This window comes from Plantactinospora sp. CA-290183 (assembly GCF_050936375.1).
GTDB lineage: Bacteria > Actinomycetota > Actinomycetes > Mycobacteriales > Micromonosporaceae > Plantactinospora.
In genome coordinates, this window is the sequence record NZ_JBNJMX010000001.1 from 750,299 (window position 1) to 767,798 (window position 17,500).

The following is a 17,500-nucleotide window of genomic DNA, read 5'->3' on the forward strand; positions in this document are numbered from 1 at the left end:
GCGCCGCAAGATCACCTCGATGGGTCGGGGTCCGGGCGGCGGGCCGCGCAGGCGCACCGATCCGACCTGCGGACGTCGTACCCCGGGCGTCGGCGGCTCACACGTGCTTGATCGAGTCGTTATTCCCGGGGACGGCTCCGGTGGGGCGAATCGTCCAAAAAGTTTGTAGTTCATCCGCCGAAACTCATCATGATCATTCACCGCCGTGATCTGCTCGTTCCGGAGAGGAGACCACCGTGCGTACCGTTCTTGTCTGCGTCCGGACGCCGCTCGCGGCGCAGAACGTAGCGGCCGCCGCGGCCCGGCTCGGGTTGGCCGCCGCCGTCCGTACCGCCGTCTCCGATCCAGAGGCCATGCTCCGACTCGCCGAGCGACCCGCGGACGTGGTGCTCGCCGACACCGCGGTCACCCGGCCCGACACCGTGGGCTTCACCCGCCGCGTGCTGGCCCGGGCGCCGGGAGCGGCGGTGCTGCTGCTCGGCACGGAGGATCCGGGAGTGGCCGCGGCGACGATCGCCGCAGGCGCCCGGGGGCTGATCCAGGGTGGCGACCACGACCTGGTCAGCGTGGTCGCCAAGGCGATCCTGCTGCTCGGCACGGCCGGCCGGGCCAGCCGCGGCGGTGCGCTCGCCGGCGGCCAGGCCGGGGGCGGTTCCGCCGCTGCGGGCCGGACCGGAGAGGTCGGCGGTGCCGGCCGCGCGGCCGGCACCGGCCAGCGGATCGGCACCGTGCGGGCGCCGACCGGGCCCGGCGAGGGTGCCGGCGCGGCGGACCTGGCCACCCCGACCGACAGCCCCACCGGGGAACCGGCGCCCGGTACCGGCCGGACCACCGAACCGGCCGGGGGCGCGGCACCCGCCGGGCCGCGCGGCGTCTCCGGCGGTACGGCGGGCGAGCAGCCGGCCGTACCCGCGGTGGTACCCGCCCAGCGCGGCGACGAGGAGCCGGAGGGCGCGGCCGCCGACCCCGCCACCCCGGACCCGGGCTCCGCCGACCCCGGCCGGCCCGGCGGTACGGCGGATCGGGGCCGGGTCGGCTCGGGCCCGGCCGGTGGAGCCGGGGCGGGACGCTCCGGGGCGGATCAGGGCGGCGCCGGCCCGCGCCGGCCCGCGTTGACCGAGCGTGAGATGCAGGTGCTGGTCGGCATGGCCGACGGCAAGAGCAACGCGGAGATCGGCCGGGAGCTCTTCGTATCCGAGGACACGGTCAAGACCCACGCCCGCCGGCTGTTCCGCAAGCTCGGGGCCCGGGACCGGGCGCACGCCGTGGCCGCCGGCTTCCGCGCCGGCCTGGTGGCCTGACCGGGCGCGCTACTGCTCGGGGTCGTCCTCGTCGGCGGTCTCCGTCAGGGTGTCGTGCACCCCGTCCGCGTAGCCCCGGGCGTATTCCCAGGTCACATAGTGGTCGGGATCGGGGTCGTAGGCCGGCTCGTGGACCCGGGGCCGACCCGAGTTGAGGAGGTGCCGCAGGTTGCCCCGCAGCAGATCCCAGTCGAAGTAGTGCGGCTCCCGGCAGTCCTCGCACTCGATGACCAGGCCGCGGACGCCGCCCGGGGCCAGCAGCGCCTGGTAGATTTCCAGGTCGGCGAGGTCCTCGAGCACGTCCTGCCGCTCGACCTCGCTCAGCGGGTCGAGCTCGACCTCCTCGCCGGGGTCGTCCAGGCCCGCGGAGGGATCGGCGGGGTCGCCGTTGAACGGGTCGATCGGCTCCTCGTGCACCCCTCCACCGTAGTCCCAACAGCGCCCGGCGTGGTCACCCCGTTGCGGCCCGCGCCACGCTCGCGTACGCGCCTGCCGGCCGCGCCCGGCCGGATGGGTACGATGAAATCCGCGCCGCCAGCCTGGGTGAGCCGCCGAAGCGCCCACGGTGCGATCAGCCCGCCCGACCAGCCAGGGGACACATCGTGGAAAACCAACCCACCAACCATCCTTCGATGGGCCATCCTTCGACGGGCACCGAAACCGACCAGCTCGCCGGGCACCTGCCCGAGATGCCGGCCGGCTCGGCCCGGGTGGTGCCGCTCGGGTTGACCTTCGACGACGTGCTGTTGCAGCCGGCCGAGTCCGAGATCATTCCGAGCCGGGTGAACACCGTCACCCGGATGAGCCGGAACGTCAGCCTCTCCATCCCGCTGGTCTCCAGCCCGATGGACACCGTCACCGAGGCGCGGATGGCGATCGCCATGGCGCGGCAGGGCGGCATTGGCGTCCTGCACCGGAACCTCTCGATCGAGGACCAGGCGCTCCAGGCCGACCTGGTCAAGCGCTCCGAGGCGGGGATGGTCACCCACCCGGTCACCTGCGGGCCGGATGACACCCTGCGGGACGTCGACGCGCTCTGCGGCCGCTACCGGATCTCCGGGGTGCCGGTGACCGACGCCCAGGGCACGCTGGTGGGTGTGGTGACCAACCGCGACATGCGGTTCGTCACCGACGGGTCCACCCCGGTCCGCGAGATCATGACGCCGATGCCGCTGGTCACCGCGCAGGTGGGGGTCAGCAAGGAGGAGGCGCTGGGCCTGCTCCGCCGGCACAAGGTGGAGAAGCTGCCGATCGTCGACGCCGACGGGCGGCTGCGTGGCCTGATCACCGTGAAGGACTTCGCCAAGAGCGAGCAGTACCCGAACGCCACCAAGGACGACGCCGGCCGGCTCCGGGTGGCCGCCGCGGTCGGGGTCGGGGAGGACTCCTACAAGCGGGCCCGGACCCTGGTCGAGGCCGGGGTGGACGTGCTGATCGTGGACACCGCGCACGGGCACCAGCGGGCCGTGCTGGAGATGGTCCGCCGGCTCAAGAAGGACACCACCGTCGACGTCATCGGCGGCAACGTGGCGACGTACGCGGGGGCGCGGGCGCTGGTCGAGGCCGGTGCCGACGCGGTGAAGGTCGGTGTCGGGCCGGGTGCGATCTGCACCACCCGGATCGTGGCCGGGGTCGGGGTGCCGCAGATCACCGCGATCATGGAGGCGGCCCGGGCCTGCCGGCCGGCCGGAGTGCCGGTGATCGCCGACGGCGGCATCCAGTATTCGGGCGACATCGCCAAGGCCCTGGTGGCCGGCGGTGACACGGTGATGCTCGGCAGCCTGCTGGCCGGTTCCGAGGAGAGCCCGGGTGAGCTGCTCTTCATCAACGGCAAGCAGTTCAAGTCCTACCGGGGGATGGGCTCGCTGGGCGCGATGCAGTCCCGCGGCCAGGCCCGCTCCTACTCCAAGGACCGCTACTTCCAGGACGACGTGGTCAGCGAGGAGAAGCTGGTGCCCGAGGGCGTCGAGGGCCAGGTGCCCTACCGCGGCCCGCTGGCCCAGGTCGCCCACCAGCTCATCGGCGGGCTGCGGCTGGCGATGGGGTACGTCGGCGCGGAGACCATCCCCGAGCTGCACCGGCGCGGCCAGCTCATCCGGATCACGGCGGCCGGGCTCAAGGAGAGCCACCCGCACGACATCCAGATGACGGTCGAGGCGCCCAACTACCACACCCGCTGACCCCCGCCGGCCGCCGCCGGATCCTTCTACTCTGGAGTGACCCATGCGTGACGTGGTCGAGATCGGGATGGGCAAGACCGCCCAGCGCGGCTACCACCTGGACGACATCGCGATCGTGCCGAGCCGACGTACCCGGGACGTGGACGACGTCTCCACCAGCTGGCAGCTCGACGCGTACCAGTTCCAGATCCCCTGCGTCGGGCACCCCTCCGACGCCACCATGAGCCCGCGGTCGGCGGTCGCCCTCGGCCGGCTGGGCGGGCTCGGGGTGCTGAACGTCGAAGGGCTCTGGACCCGGTACGAGGACCCGGGCAAGATCCTGGAGGAGCTGTCCCGGCTCGACGAGGGCGCCGGCGCGACCCGGCGACTCCAGGAGGTCTACGCCGAGCCGATCCGTCCGGAGCTGATCGCCGAGCGGGTCCGGGAGATGCGGGAGGGCGGCGGCACGGTCGCGGTGCGGGTCTCCCCGCAGCACACCCTGGCGCTGGCCCCGGTGATCCTCGACGCGGGCGTCGACATCCTGGTCATCCAGGGCACGATCGTCTCCGCCGAGCACGTCTCCACCACCGACGAGCCGCTCAACCTCAAGGAGTTCATCGCCGACCTCGACCTGCCGGTCGTGGCCGGCGGCTGCACCGACTACAAGACCGCGCTGCACCTGATGCGGACCGGGGCGGCCGGGGTCATCGTGGGGCTGGGCGGCGACGAGTGGTCGACCACCGAGTCGGTGCTCGGCATCCGGGTGCCGATGGCGACGGCGATCGCCGACGCGGCCGCCGCCCGGCGGGACTACCTGGACGAGACCGGCGGGCGCTACGTGCACCTCATCGCCGACGGTGACCTCCAGACCTCCGGCGACATCGCCAAGGCGCTGGGCTGCGGTGCCGACGCGGTGATGCTCGGCGAGCCGCTGTCGCTCTGCGCCGAGGCGCCCGCGCAGGGCGCCTGGTGGCACCCGGCGGCCAGCCACCCGAAGCTGCCGCGCGGCGCGTACGGGACGGCCGGTGAGCCGCTGGGCTCGATGGAGAAGCTGCTCTACGGCCCGGCGGACGACCCCGAGGGGCAGCTCAACCTCTTCGGCGGGCTGCGCCGGGCGATGGCGAAGTGCGGCTACCGGGACCTCAAGGAGTTCCAGAAGGTGGGGCTCGTGCTCGACCGGTAGTCCCGCTCGTTGAAGCCTTGATGGCGAGGACGGGACGTGCGGCGCTGGCCGGCGGCGTGGTGGCGGTGTTCGTCGCGCTGTCGGCCGGCGGCTGTCCCGGCGGCCGGCCGGATCGGGCGGGCCAGGACTTCCGGCCCGGCGCACCCGGGCTCGGCGACCCGTACTTCCCGACCTCCGGCAACGGCGGCTACGACGTGGCGAACTACCGCCTCCAGCTGCGCTACGACCCGGCCACCGGCGAACTGCGGGGGAATGCCGCGATCGAGGCGACCGCGACGGAGAACCTGTCCCGGTTCAACCTCGACCTCTCCGGCCTGACCGTCGCCGAGGTCCGCGTCGGCGACGCCCCGGCCCGGCACGCCCGGGACGGCGCCGAGCTGGTCGTCACCCCGTCCACCGGCCTCGCCCGGGGCACCCGGTTCACCGTACGGGTGCGCTATGCCGGGAAGCCGACCCCGGTCGCCAGCCCCGAGCTGGGCACCGGCGGCTTCCTCGCCACCACGGACGGGGCGATCGCGCTCGGCCAGCCGGAGTCGGCGAGCACCTGGTTCCCGGTCAACGACCATCCGCTGGACAAGGCGGCGTACCAGATCGAGGCGACCGTGCCCGACGGCCTGGCCGCACTGAGCAACGGGGTCCCGGGCGGCACCGAGACCTCCGCCGGCTGGACCACCTGGCGGTGGTCGCAGCGGGCGCCGATGGCGAGTTACCTGAGCACGCTGGTGATCGGCCGGTACCGGGTGCGTACCGGCACCCACGCCGGAAGACCGCTGGTCACGGCGGTCGCCTCGGCCCTGCCGGCGGGCGGTCCGGCGGAGCGTTCGATCGCCCGCACCGGTGAGGTCGCGGACTTCCTGGCCGGCCGGTTCGGGCCGTACCCGTTCGACGCGTACGGGGGCGTCGCGGTCGCCGACGAGCGGATCGGGTACGCGCTGGAGACGCAGTCCCGCCCGGTCTACGGGCCGGCCTTCTTCTCCGCCGGTCCGAACCTGGGCGTGGTGGTGCACGAGCTGGCCCACCAGTGGTTCGGTAACAGCGTCTCGGTGCGGAGCTGGGCCGAGCTCTGGCTCAACGAGGGGTTCGCCAGTTACGCCGAGTGGCTCTGGGCGGAGCACGACCACGGCGAGTCGGTGCGGTCCACCTTCGAGCGGGAGTACGCGGCCACCGACTGGTCGAAGCCGGCGCTGGACCCGGGCCGGTCGGAGATCTTCGGCCGGGCGGTCTACCGGCGGGGCGCGCTCGCCGTGCACGCGCTGCGCCGCACCGTCGGTGACGAGGCCTTCTTCCGGATCCTGCGGAGTTGGACGGCGGAGAAGCGCGACGGCAACGCCGGCACCGCCGAGTTGGTCGCCCTCGCCGAGCGGGTCTCCGGCCGGCCACTGCGCCCGCTCTTCGACGCCTGGCTCACCGGTGCCACGGCACCGCCCGTGCCGTGACCTCCGCCGGCGGGCGCCGGCCGGTAGAGTCCGGCGGAATGATGGGGATGCGAGGTCACCGCGCTCGGCGCGGGTGGGTGATGCTCACGGTCGGCGCGCTGGCGCTGGCCGGCTGCCAGGGCGGTGACGGCAGGTCCACTGCGGCGCCGAGCCCGGCGCCGACCGCGAGCCACAACTTCCAGCCCGGCGCGGACGGTGCCGGCGACGCCTACTTCCCGACGTACGGCAACGGCGGCTACGACGTCGAGCGGTACGACGTGAAGGTCCGGTACGACCCGGACCGCGACGAGCTGACCGGCACCACGACGGTCGCGGCGAGCGCCACGGCGGACCTGTCGCGGCTCAACCTCGACCTGGCCGGGCTGACCGTGCGATCGGTGACCGTGGACGGTGCGCCGGCCACCCACGCCCGGCAGGGCAACGAGCTGGTCGTCACCCCGGCGGCCGGGCTGCCGGCCGGGGCCCGGTTCAGCGCCGAGATCACGTACGGCGGCAAGCCGGCCCCGCTGCACAACGAGAGCCTCGGCGACGGCGGTTTCCTGCACACCCCGGACGGCGCGATCGCGCTGGGCCAGCCGGAGTCGGCGAGCACCTGGTTCCCGGTCAACGACCACCCGGTGGACAAGGCGACGTACCGCTTCGAGGTCAGCGTGCCGAAGGGGCTGGTGGCGATCAGCAACGGCACCCCGGGTGGCAGCACCGAGGCCGCCGGATGGACCACCTGGAAGTGGTCCGAGTCGACGCCGATGGCGAGCTACCTGAGCACGCTGGTGATCGGGAAGTACCGGGTGCGGACCGGTGAGCACAAGGGACGACCGGTCTACACGGCGGTGGCGGACGCGGTGCCGCAGGGTGCCGCCGACACGGCCATGGCCAGCACCACCCGGGTCGCCGACTATCTGGAGACGGTCTTCGGCCCGTACCCGGTCGAGGCGTACGGCGGGGTGGTGATCTCCGACCAGCGGATCCGGTACGCCCTGGAGACGCAGAGCCGGCCGGTCTACTCGGCCGGGTTCTTCGGTCCCGGTGCGCAGAACCAGGTGGTCGCGCACGAGCTGGCGCACCAGTGGTTCGGCAACAGCGTGGCGTTGGCGAAGTGGCGGGACATCTGGCTGAACGAGGGCTTCGCCACGTACGCCGAGTGGCTCTGGGCGGAGCACTCCGGCGGCCAGCGCGCCCAGCAGGCGTTCGACCTGCGGTACCGCACGGCGAAGCAGTCGGTGTGGCAGGTCCCGCCGGGCGACCCCGGCGCGAAGAACCTGTTCAGCGAGTCGGTCTACCAGCGTGGCGGGATGACGCTGCACGCGCTGCGTACGGCCGTCGGCGACGAGGCGTTCTTCGACGTCGTGCGGACCTGGGCGGCGGAGAAGAGGAACGGCAACGCCACCACCGAGGAGTTCGTGGCGCTCGCCGAGCGGGTCTCCGGGAAGCAGCTCGACGACCTCTTTGCCGCGTGGCTGTTCGGCAAGCAGCGTCCGCCGGCCCCGCGACGGATTGCCGGTTGAGCGTGATGCCTGAGAGGCATCATCATGACTCTGAGGCATCACGCTCGTCGGGGTTACCACTTCCCGGCGGGAAGGTCAGCGCTTGACCACGAGTTCCGGGTTGGCCGCCAGGAACGCCTCGGCCCGGCCGGCCCCGAGTTCGGAGATGAACCTCCGGCTCAGCGTGGTGAGCTGCTCGCCCCGGTAGCCGCTGCCCCGGCCCACCCCCGCGCCGGGCAGGTCGACCAGGGTGATCGCCTCCGGGCGGAGCCGGCTGAGCGCGTACCCGAAGTCGACGATGTCCCGACCGTTGCCGTGGAAGGTCAGCGCGTCGTCCAACGCCGTCACCAGCTGGGTCAGCCGGGCCTCGTCCCGGACCATGTTCCGGTCGAGGATCCTGCCCACCAGGGCCTTGATGAGCTGCTGCTGGTGGCGCTGCCGGGTGTACCCGCCGCCGCTGGTGTAGCGCTGCCGCGCGTAGTCCAGCGCCTGCCAGCCGTTGAGGGTGCGCCGCCCCTTCTCGTAGATCATCTGCGGGCCGACGTAACCGCCGCCCCGGTGGGTACGGTGCACGCCGTCCGGCCGGCGGTGCTGGGAGACCACCCGTTGGTCGATGTAGAGCTCGACGCCGCCGAGCGCGTCGACCAGGTTGTCGAAGCCCCCGAAGGTGAGCACCGCGCCGGCGTCGAACCGTCTGATCCCGGTGTACTTCCGGACCGTGGTGGAGAGGAGTTCGAAGCCCTGCGCCGTACTCGGGGTCTTGTCCTTCCCCGGGACCCGGCTGCCGTAGCTCATCGCGTGGGTGAGCTTGGTGCGCTCGCCCGGGAACCGGGCCTTGGGAAAGGCCGGGACGTCCACCACCAGGTCGCGGGGGAGCGCGTACAGGTAGGCCCGGTCGAGTTCCCTGGTGACGTGCAGGATCAGCACCGCGTCCGCGTGCGGCTCCCAGCCGGGCACGCTGATCCGGGTGTCCACACCGACCAGCAGCAGGTTGAGCGGGCCGGTGATGTCGGCGCCCGGCTCCGGGGTGGGGCTGGGGGTCGGCGACGGTGTGCCGGACGGCGGGGGCTGGCCGGCCGGTCCGGCGGCGGAGTCCGCGCCGGAGCCGAGCAGCCGGGTGCCGGCGACGGCGGTGCCGGCCAGCAGTGCCAGTACGCCCACCGTGGCGACCAACCAGGTCCACCGGCGCCGCCCGCGTCCACCGCCGGCCGGTGCCGTGGGGTCGCCGGCGCCGCTGTCCGGTCCGTTGTCTGTCATCCCGTCCCACTTCCCCGTCACCGGTTGCCGCGCGGTCTGCCAGGACCGGCCGTCTCTCTTCAGACGCGTCGCGGGTGCTCGGACGTTGCACCGTCGACGCCCGGCAGCAGGATCATGGCGGGTTCCGCCCCTGGCGCGATAGCTACCGGTCGGTAATGATGACCGTCATGGTCGATGTGGCCGGGTTGGCCCCGGACTACGACGTGGCCGTGGTCGGCTCGGGCTTCGGCGGCAGCGTGGCCGCACTGCGGCTGGCCGAGAAGGGCTACTCGGTCGTCGTACTGGAGGCCGGGCGCCGGTTCGCCGACCACGAGCTGCCGGAGACCTCCTGGCGGCTCCGGCGGTTCCTCTGGGCTCCCGCGCTGGGCTGCTACGGCATCCAGCGGATCACCCTGCTCCGATCGGCCGGCCGCCGCGCCGGGAACGGTCCGGCGAAGCTGCTGGCGCTCTCCGGTGCCGGCGTCGGCGGCGGATCGCTGGTCTACGCCAACACCCTCTACGAGCCACTGCCCGCGTTCTACGACGATCCACAGTGGCGGGACATCACCGACTGGCGCGCCGAACTCGCCCCGCACTACGACCAGGCGAAGCGGATGCTCGGCGTCACCACGTACCCCCGGCAGACCGAGGCGGACCGGGCGATGCGGGCGGTGGCCGACGGGATGGGGGTGGGGCACACCTTCCACGCCACCCCGGTCGGGGTGTTCCTGGGCCGGCCGGGGGAGCGGGTGCCCGACCCGTACTTCGGCGGGGTCGGACCGGAGCGCACCGGCTGCCTGCACTGCGGCGGGTGCATGACCGGCTGCCGGTACGGGGCCAAGAACAGCCTGGTGAAGAACTACCTCTGGCTGGCCGAGCGGCTCGGTGCGCAGGTGCGCCCGCTGACCACGGTGACCGCGGTCCGGCCGGCGCGCTCGGGTGCCGGCTACGAGATCGAGACGGTACGCACCGGCGGTCGCCCCGGCCGGCACCGGCAACGGATCCGGGCCGGCCAGGTGGTCCTCGCCGCCGGTGCGCTCGGCACCCAGCGGCTGCTGCACCGGATGCGGGCCACCGGGGCGCTGCCCCGGCTCTCGCCCCGGCTCGGCGTGCTGACCCGGACCAACTCCGAGGCGATCCTCGGCGCCACCGTACCGCTGCGGGCGGCCCGCTCCCGGGGGGTGGACTTCACCGACGGGGTCGCCATCACCAGCTCCTTCCACCCCGACCGGCGCACCCACGTCGAACCGGTCCGGTACGGGCCCGGCGCCAACCTGATGGGGCTGCTCCAGTCGGCGCTGGTCGACGGCGGTCCGCGCCGGGTCCGGCGCTGGCTGGGCACGCTGCTGCGCCGGCCGGGGACGTACCTGCCGCTGCTCTCGGTCCGGGACTGGTCGCGGCGCACCGTGATCGCGCTGGTGATGCAGTCGCTGGACAACTCGGTGACGCTGCACTACCGGCGTACCTGGTCGGGGCGTGGCCGGCTGGCCACCAGCCAGGGGCACGGCGGGGCCAACCCGACCTGGATCCCGGCCGGCAACCGGGCGGTCCGGCTGCTCGCCGAGCGGATCGGCGGGATTCCCGGTGGGTCGGTGACGGAACCGTTCGACGTGCCGATGACCGCGCACCTGCTCGGCGGGGCGGTGATCGGCGCCACGGCGGCGGACGGGGTGGTCGACGCGTACCACCGGGTGTTCGGGCACCCGGGGCTGCACGTGCTGGACGGGGCGGCGGTGTCGGCGAACCTGGGGGTGAACCCGTCGCTGACCATCGCGGCGCAGGCCGAACGGGCGCTGTCGTTCTGGCCGAACCGGGACGAACCGGACACCAGGCCGCCGCTCGGCGAGCCGTACACCCCGGTCCGGCCGGTGCCGCCGGTGCGGCCCGCCGTCCCGGCCGCCGCGCCCGGCGCGCTGCGCTGGTAGCCGCCGGCCGGGGGTTTCGAGGGTGCGGTGTGCGGATGGGTAGGCTTCGTGCACATGAACACGCCGCGCCCGGTCCTGGTGGTGGACTTCGGAGCCCAGTACGCCCAGCTCATCGCCCGTCGCGTCCGGGAGGCCCGGGTCTACTCGGAGATCGTCCCGCACACCATGCCGGTGACCGAGATGCTGGCGAAGGACCCGGCCGCGATCATCCTCTCGGGCGGCCCGGCCAGCGTCTACGCCCCGGAGGCGCCGCAGGTCGACGCCAAGCTCTTCGACACCGGGGTGCCGGTCCTGGGCATCTGCTACGGCTTCCAGGCGATGGCCCGGGCCCTGGGCGGCACGGTGGCGCACACCGGCAGCCGGGAGTACGGCGGCACCGTCCTGCGGGCCCGGCCGGACGCGAGCGCGCTGCTCCGCGACCTCCCGGCCGAGCTGCCGGTCTGGATGAGCCACGGGGACTGCGTGACCCAGGCGCCGGAGGGGTTCACCGTGACCGCCGAGTCGCCGGGGGCGCCGGTGGCCGCGTTCGAGGACCTCGTCGGCCGCCGGGTCGGGGTGCAGTTCCACCCGGAGGTGGGGCACACCGCGCACGGCCAGGAGATGCTCTCGCGCTTCCTGCACGACGTGGCGGGCATCCAGCCGACCTGGACGCCGGAGAACATCATCGACGACCAGGTGGCCCGGATCCGGGCCCAGGTCGGCGACAAGGAGGTCATCTGCGGCCTCTCCGGCGGGGTCGACTCGGCGGTGGCCGCCGCGCTGGTGCACCGGGCCGTCGGCGACCAGCTCACCTGCGTCTTCGTCGACCACGGCCTGCTGCGGGCCGGTGAGGCCGAGCAGGTGGAGTCGGACTACGTCGCGGCGACCGGGATCAAGCTCAAGGTGGTCGACGCCGCCGACCGGTTCCTCGGCGCGCTGGCCGGGGTGACCGACCCGGAGCAGAAGCGCAAGATCATCGGCCGGGAGTTCATCCGGGTCTTCGAGGCCGCCGCCCGGGAGGTGGCCGCCGTCGGGGACGTGGAGTTCCTGGTGCAGGGCACCCTCTACCCGGACGTGGTGGAGTCCGGGGGCGGTTCCGGCACCGCCAGCATCAAGTCGCACCACAACGTCGGCGGTCTTCCCGAGGACCTGAAGTTCTCGCTGGTCGAGCCGCTGCGCACGCTCTTCAAGGACGAGGTACGCCAGCTCGGCCTCGCGCTGGGGCTGCCCGAGGCGATGATCTGGCGGCACCCGTTCCCCGGGCCGGGGCTCGCCATCCGGATCATCGGCGCGGTGGACCGGGAGCGGCTCGACCTGCTCCGCTCGGCCGACCTGATCGCCCGGGAGGAACTCACCGCCGCCGGCCTCGACCGCGACGTCTGGCAGTTCCCGGTGGTGCTGCTCGCCGACGTACGCAGCGTCGGTGTGCAGGGCGACGGGCGCAGCTACGGGCACCCCGTGGTGCTGCGCCCGGTCTCCAGTTCCGACGCCATGACGGCGGACTGGTCCCGCCTGCCGTACGACGTCATCGCCCGGATCTCCACCCGCATCACCAACGAGGTGCCCGAGGTCAACCGGGTGGTGCTCGACGTGACGAGCAAGCCCCCGGGCACCATCGAGTGGGAGTGACCCGGGCTCACCCGACGGTCGGCGGTGTCTGGCCGGCCGGCGGGGCCGGGGCGCTCGGGGGTGCCGGGGCGGCCTGCGGGGCCGCCGGATAGGCCGGGGTGCCCGGATACGGCGGCGTCGCGGCGTGCGGCCAGGCCGGGGCGTCGGCGGGCTCCTCGGGCATCAGGAACCACATCACCGGGTACGCCAGCAGGCCGAGACCGCCGGTCACCACCGCGAACCCGACGAAGAGCACCCGGACCAGGGTCGGGTCGACGTTGAGGTAGCGGCCCAGGCCGCTGGCCACGCCGGCGATCATCCGGTCCGTCGTCGGTCGGCGGAGCTGCTTGTACGGCGCTTGGTTGGGGTGTGTGTACGTCATGTGTCCACGGTCCGCCCCGAGGGCCCACCCGCCCTCGGTGACCGCCCGGATACCGACCCTGAGCGTCCCCGGACGGGGGCCAACTGTCAGGAATCCGACTCTTTTCGGCACCGGATCCGGCGATCAAGGGAGAATTTCCTCCCGTGACCCCCGCCCTGGAACCAATTCGCAAGATCGCCGCGTACGCGATCTGCACCGATTCGACGGATCGCGTGCTCCTGGTCCGGGCCTCGTCCCGATCGGGTACCCCCGGCGTCTGGTCCCTGCCCGGCGGGGCCGTGGACCACGGGGAGGACCCCAACCACACCGTCGTGCGCGAGACGGCCGCCGAGACGGGTCTCTCGGTCAGCGTGGTGGGACTGCGGGACGTCCTCGCCGACATGCGGTCCCTGCCGCACCGGGGCGTCACCATCCACACCGATCGCCTGCTCTACCGGGTCTCCATCCGGGGCGGCACGCTCTGCGACCGGGTCGGCCAGCCCACCGACCTGGCCCGGTGGCACACGGTGGCGGAGGCGGAGAAGCTGCTGCTGCGGCCGTTCACCGCCCGCGCCCTGGGGCTGCCGGCCGGACCGATCGACCTGCGTCCGGAGGAGCCGCCGGAGTTCCCCTCCTTCCACGCCGTACCCGGCCCGGACGGGTTGCACCGGGCACAGCGCTTCGCCGCGTACGCGGTCGCCACCGACCCGGCCGGCCGGCTGCTGCTGACCCGGGTCGCCGACGGATACCCGGGCGCCGGCTGCTGGCACCTGCCCGGCGGCGGGACCGACTACGGCGAGCAGCCGGGCGCGGCGCTGATGCGGGAGCTGGTCGAGGAGACCGGGCAGCGCGGCCGGCTGGTCGAGCTGATCGGCGTGGCGAGCCACCGGGACGCCGCGTCCCTCGGCCCGGAGGGCTACCCGATCGACTGGCACGGCGTGCGCGCCTTCTACCGGGTGGCCGTCGACACCCCGGCACCGCCGACGGTCGGCGACGTCGGCGGCTCCACCTCCGAGGCCCGCTGGTTCGGCCGCGAGGAGCTGGAGGCGCTACCCGCGGAGCGGCTGACCGAGGTCACCGCCGAAGCCGTGCAGGCCGCCCGGCTCGGCTGACGCCTCCACCGCGGCCTCCGCGCCACCCGACCGCCACCCGCCCCGGAAGCCGCCGGGACGCTGCCGGCATGATCGACGGCAGGCGAGGAAAGGGGCGGGGATGCGGCGGCGACGGATCGGGGCGTACGGCCTGTGTCGGGACGCCGACCGGGTGCTGCTCGTCCGGGGCTCGGCAACCGCCCCCTTCCCGGGTGTGTGGCGGCTCCCGGGCGGCGGTGTCGGGCAGGGCGAACATCCGGCCGCGGCCGTCCGGCGGGAGTTCGCCGAGGAGACCGGGCTGCCCGTCGAGGTGAGCGGCCTGCGTACCGTCGTCTCCGACGTGGCCCGGCTGGCGGCGGCGGACGCCGTGGTCGCCGAGCACACCGACCGGGTGCTCTACGACGTCGTCCCGGTCGGCGACGGCGACGGCGACGCTGCCCGGCGGCCCGACGTCGACCGGTCCGCCTGGGTCTCCCCGGCCGGACTGGCCTGCCTGACCCTGATGCCGTTCACCGCCGAACTGCTCGGCCGGCCGGTGAGCCCGCTCCCGGCGGGCGTCCTGCCCCGCTCCGGCGGACCCGCGTCGGCCCCCGTCGGTCTGCAGCGCTTCTCGGCGTACGGGCTGGCCACCGACCCGGCCGGTCGGGTCCTGCTCACGCTGATCGCGCCCGGGTATCCGGGCGCGGGCCACTGGCACCTGCCCGGCGGCGGGACGGACCACGGGGAGCAGCCCACCGGCGCGCTGCTGCGGGAGCTGGTGGAGGAGTCCGGCCAGCTCGGCCGGATCACCGAGCTGCTCACCGTCTCCCACCGGCACAACCCGGCGGCGCTCGGTCCGGAGGGGCGTCCGGTGGACTGGCACGTGGTGCGGGTGATCTACCGGGTGGTGGTCGAGTCGCCGACCGTGGCGACCGTCACCGAGACGGCCGGCGGATCGACGGAGCGGGCCGCGTGGTTCCCGGCCGCCGAGGTCGGGGCGCTGCCGCTCTCCGAGGTGGCCCGGGAGGCGACGGCCTGGCTGGCCGGCTGACGCCGCACGGGAACGACCGTGGTGACTGGTTCGGATAGAGTTGGGGGCAGGACCGTCCGGCCCGCGAGGGGGGACACCGCCCTTGATGGGAGGGTCTGGGTGCTTCAGGCGGTTTGCAGGAATTCTCCCTTGGCGCTATCGCCAATCCCTGCTGTCTGTGCAATGGTGTAGGCCGCAATCGCTTGCCGGCAGGCATTCCCGGCGCTCGATGGCCGGGTGACCGCCACGGTGGCGGCCACGTTGATCCGGTGATGGAGGAACCGTGCCGAGAGCCCCATGGCGTCGGCGTCGTACGTCGGACAGCCCGCGCCCCGGAGGGCGCCGCTGGGCGGGGCAGTTGCGCCGCAGCGGTGCGTTCGCCCGGCAGGTGCTGCTGGTCCGGGTCGGACGCCGCGACCACGAGTTGGGCGCCGCCAGGACCCTCGGGTTCGACGAGCGCCCCTACGGCGGCGGCTCCCGCCCGACCGACCCGTACGGCGTCGGTCGCCTGACCACGGCGGAGATCGAGTCGGTCCTCCCGGTCAGCCCGGCGCTGGGGCCGACCGACGCGGTCGACACCACCGGCCCGGCGATGGCGATCCCCCTGCTGCCCGGCGACCGGACGATGGCGCGCCGGGCCAAGTTCGCCGTGGTCAACGCCGTCACGCTGGCCAGCCTGACGCTCGGCCTGCTGGCGATCTTCCAGGCCATGCAGGGCGACATCCGGGTGGCGGCGGCCTGCCTGATCGCCTGCGTCGCCTTCGACGGCCTCGACGGGGCGCTGGCCCGACGGATGGGCGTCGCGAGCCCGTTCGGCGCCCAGATGGACTCGCTGGCCGACATGTGCTCGTTCGGCCTGGCCGCGCCGGTGGTGGTCTACGCCTCGCTGGCCGGCTCGGTCTCCACCCCGGCCGCCGCGGTCGCCTGCGCCCTGGTGGCCGCCTGCGCCGCCATCCGGCTCGCCCGGTTCAACGTCTCACCCAAGGACGGCCGGTTCTTCTGCGGCGTCCCGACCACCATGGCCGCCGCCGTACTCGCCATGGGGGTGCTGATCGGCCTGCCCGTCTCCGGCACGGTCCAGGCCGCCGGTGTCGGGCTGCTGGCCTTCGCCATGGTCTCCAGCTTCCCGTACGCGAAGCTGGCCCGGCTGATCAAACTGCCGCCCTGGGTGTGGCTGGTGCCGGTGGTCGGTGCCCTGGTCGACATCCGGATCACCTTCGCCGTGGCGGTGGTCGGCTACCTCGCCAGCGGTCCGCTGCTCTGGTTGCACCAGCGCCGCACCGCCTGACCCACCCCGCCCCCGGGTCGCACGAGCAGGCCCGGCCCGTTCCCAGGGCCGGGCCTTCGCCGTACGTCAGCGCCAGCGGGCGATCACCGAGGCGCCGCCGACGACCCGGTCACCCGCGCCGACCACCGGGTCGGCCGCGTCGGCGGGCAGGTAGACGTCGGTCCGCGAGCCGAACCGGATCAGACCGATCCGCTCGCCCCGGGCCAGCAGCGAGCCGATCGGCGCGCGCTGCACGATCCGCCGGGCGATCAACCCGGTCCGCTGGGCCACCACCACCGTGCCGTGGTCGGTGTCGAGCACCGTGTACGCGGCCACGTTGTGCTCGGCCGCCGTTTTCATCGCGGCGGCGAAACCGCCGTCGGCGACGAAGTAGTCGACCACCTTGCCGGCGACCGGCGAGCGGTTGACGTGCACGTCCAGCACCGAGAGGAAGACCGCGATCCGCAGGAACTCCCCGTCGCCGAAGCGCTCGTCCCGCAGGCGCTGCACCGAGAGCACCTGACCGTCGGCAGCGGCGACGACGGCCGAGGCGTCCTCCGGCAGGTCCCGCTCGGGGTCCCGGAAGAACGCCGCCACCGGGGCGGCGGCGAGCGCGGGCAGCAGCCAGAGCCGGGACTTCGGTCGGGCGATCCGGGCGAGGGCGGCCAGCCCCACCGCGATGGCGCCGGCGGCCACGCCGTTCGAGTCGATGTGCATGCCGCGGGTCAGCGGCACGCTCGACGTACGGTAGGCCGGGGCGAGCCGGGCGGCCACCGCGATCTCGGCGGGGGTGTACCGCAGCCGGTGTACCCGTACGGGTGGCTGGTTGACCAGGACGAGGTCGGTGCCGACGCCGAACAGCGCGCCCTGCCGGTCCAGTTCGGCGATCGCCCCGGCGGCCCGGCCGGACCGCGCGGGGACCGCCACGGTCAGCACGCCGCCGTCGGTCAGGTACTTCGCCAGCTCGTCCAGCCGCAGCCGCGTCTCGTCGGCGGTCCCGACCAGCGGCTGGGCGGCGACCACCACGTCGACCGCGTCCGCCTCGGCCAGCGAGTCGACCACCCGCACCCGGTCGGCGATCCACCGACCCTGCGCCGTGACGTGCTCCCGGAGGGTCTCCACCGCCAGCGGGTCGGCCGGTACGACGGTGAGCGCGTCGCCCGGCAACAGCGCGTCGATCGCGGCGGCCAGCACGGTCGAGTCGGTGGTGGCCCCGACCAGCAGCCCCGTCTTCGGACCCTGGTGCCGGGCCAACTCGGTGGTGAGGGCGCGGGCGGCGCGCTCGCCGACGTGGACCGGGCGGTTCGGACCGGTGCCGCGTACGGCGGGGGACTGGCTCATCTCGGGCGGGCTCCTCGCGAGGTCGGGACGGATCTGCGCCGCGAGCGGGGCGGTCCACGCGGCGGGGAGGGTTTCCGGCCCGGCGGTACGGATCGGCCGGCGGAGGCGGAAACCTCCGCC

General features: G+C 74.0%; 14 protein-coding genes. 10 read left to right on the forward strand and 4 right to left on the reverse strand.

The genetic code is table 11. The annotated features are described in order from the left end of the window. Positions 1–236 precede the first annotated feature (236 nt). A complete protein-coding gene (locus ACQEUR_RS03630; protein ID WP_433025101.1) occupies positions 237–1,301 on the forward strand; it encodes a helix-turn-helix domain-containing protein in 1,065 nt (354 codons plus the stop codon). Positions 1,302–1,310: 9 nt separating this feature from the next. Here the strand turns inward: ACQEUR_RS03630 and ACQEUR_RS03635 are convergent, their stop codons facing one another. Further along, the gene (locus ACQEUR_RS03635) at positions 1,311–1,718 is read right to left on the reverse strand and encodes a DUF5319 domain-containing protein (protein ID WP_433025104.1); all 408 of its coding nucleotides are present in this window, start codon (positions 1,716–1,718) and stop codon (positions 1,311–1,313) included. A gap of 215 nt (positions 1,719–1,933) precedes the next feature. Between ACQEUR_RS03635 and guaB the strand changes: the two genes are divergently transcribed. From guaB to ACQEUR_RS03655, 4 genes are read left to right on the forward strand one after another with little or no spacing between them, the layout of a single operon-like run. Then, a complete protein-coding gene (gene guaB / locus ACQEUR_RS03640) occupies positions 1,934–3,481 on the forward strand; it encodes an IMP dehydrogenase (protein ID WP_433025107.1) in 1,548 nt (515 codons plus the stop codon). Positions 3,482–3,524: 43 nt separating this feature from the next. Next, positions 3,525–4,643 carry a GuaB3 family IMP dehydrogenase-related protein gene (locus tag ACQEUR_RS03645; protein ID WP_433025110.1) on the forward strand — a complete coding sequence of 373 codons (1,119 nt, stop codon included), beginning with the start codon at positions 3,525–3,527 and terminating at the stop codon, positions 4,641–4,643. A 20-nt stretch (positions 4,644–4,663) separates the two neighbouring features. After that, positions 4,664–6,079 (forward strand): M1 family metallopeptidase, encoded by a 1,416-nt coding sequence (locus ACQEUR_RS03650; protein ID WP_433025113.1) that lies wholly within the window; start codon positions 4,664–4,666, stop codon positions 6,077–6,079. A 47-nt stretch (positions 6,080–6,126) separates the two neighbouring features. Further along, positions 6,127–7,584: a M1 family metallopeptidase gene (locus tag ACQEUR_RS03655; protein WP_433025942.1), complete on the forward strand. Its 1,458-nt coding sequence runs from the start codon at positions 6,127–6,129 to the stop codon at positions 7,582–7,584. A gap of 75 nt (positions 7,585–7,659) precedes the next feature. Here ACQEUR_RS03655 and ACQEUR_RS03660 read toward each other — a convergent pair whose 3' ends face one another. Beyond that, complete coding sequence (locus tag ACQEUR_RS03660) at positions 7,660–8,820, reverse strand: LCP family protein (RefSeq protein WP_433025116.1); 1,161 nt, start codon at positions 8,818–8,820, stop codon at positions 7,660–7,662. Between the two features lie 167 nt (positions 8,821–8,987). On the opposite strand from ACQEUR_RS03660, the gene ACQEUR_RS03665 reads away from it, so the two are divergent. Both ACQEUR_RS03665 and guaA read left to right on the forward strand, forming a co-directional pair. Beyond that, positions 8,988–10,724, forward strand: coding sequence for an FAD-dependent oxidoreductase (locus tag ACQEUR_RS03665; RefSeq protein ID WP_433025119.1), 1,737 nt, complete (start codon positions 8,988–8,990; stop codon positions 10,722–10,724). A 54-nt stretch (positions 10,725–10,778) separates the two neighbouring features. After that, the gene (gene guaA, locus ACQEUR_RS03670; protein ID WP_433025122.1) at positions 10,779–12,332 is read left to right on the forward strand and encodes a glutamine-hydrolyzing GMP synthase; all 1,554 of its coding nucleotides are present in this window, start codon (positions 10,779–10,781) and stop codon (positions 12,330–12,332) included. 7 nt (positions 12,333–12,339) lie between these two features. Here the strand turns inward: guaA and ACQEUR_RS03675 are convergent, their stop codons facing one another. Then, positions 12,340–12,693, reverse strand: a complete 354-nt coding sequence (locus ACQEUR_RS03675; RefSeq protein ID WP_433025125.1) for a PspC domain-containing protein — start codon at positions 12,691–12,693, stop codon at positions 12,340–12,342. Between the two features lie 143 nt (positions 12,694–12,836). On the opposite strand from ACQEUR_RS03675, the gene ACQEUR_RS03680 reads away from it, so the two are divergent. The 3 genes from ACQEUR_RS03680 to ACQEUR_RS03690 all read left to right on the forward strand — a co-directional run bounded on the left by ACQEUR_RS03680 (position 12,837) and on the right by ACQEUR_RS03690 (position 16,060). Then, the gene (locus ACQEUR_RS03680; RefSeq protein WP_433025128.1) at positions 12,837–13,784 is read left to right on the forward strand and encodes an NUDIX domain-containing protein; all 948 of its coding nucleotides are present in this window, start codon (positions 12,837–12,839) and stop codon (positions 13,782–13,784) included. A 100-nt stretch (positions 13,785–13,884) separates the two neighbouring features. Further along, a complete protein-coding gene (locus tag ACQEUR_RS03685; protein ID WP_433025131.1) occupies positions 13,885–14,793 on the forward strand; it encodes an NUDIX hydrolase in 909 nt (302 codons plus the stop codon). Positions 14,794–15,055: 262 nt separating this feature from the next. Further along, on the forward strand, positions 15,056–16,060 hold the full coding sequence (locus ACQEUR_RS03690) for a CDP-alcohol phosphatidyltransferase family protein (protein ID WP_433025134.1): 1,005 nt from the start codon (positions 15,056–15,058) through the stop codon (positions 16,058–16,060). A 66-nt stretch (positions 16,061–16,126) separates the two neighbouring features. On the opposite strand, the gene ACQEUR_RS03695 is transcribed toward ACQEUR_RS03690, so the two are convergent. Then, complete coding sequence (locus ACQEUR_RS03695; RefSeq protein ID WP_433025137.1) at positions 16,127–17,380, reverse strand: phosphatidylserine decarboxylase; 1,254 nt, start codon at positions 17,378–17,380, stop codon at positions 16,127–16,129. Positions 17,381–17,500 lie beyond the last annotated feature (120 nt).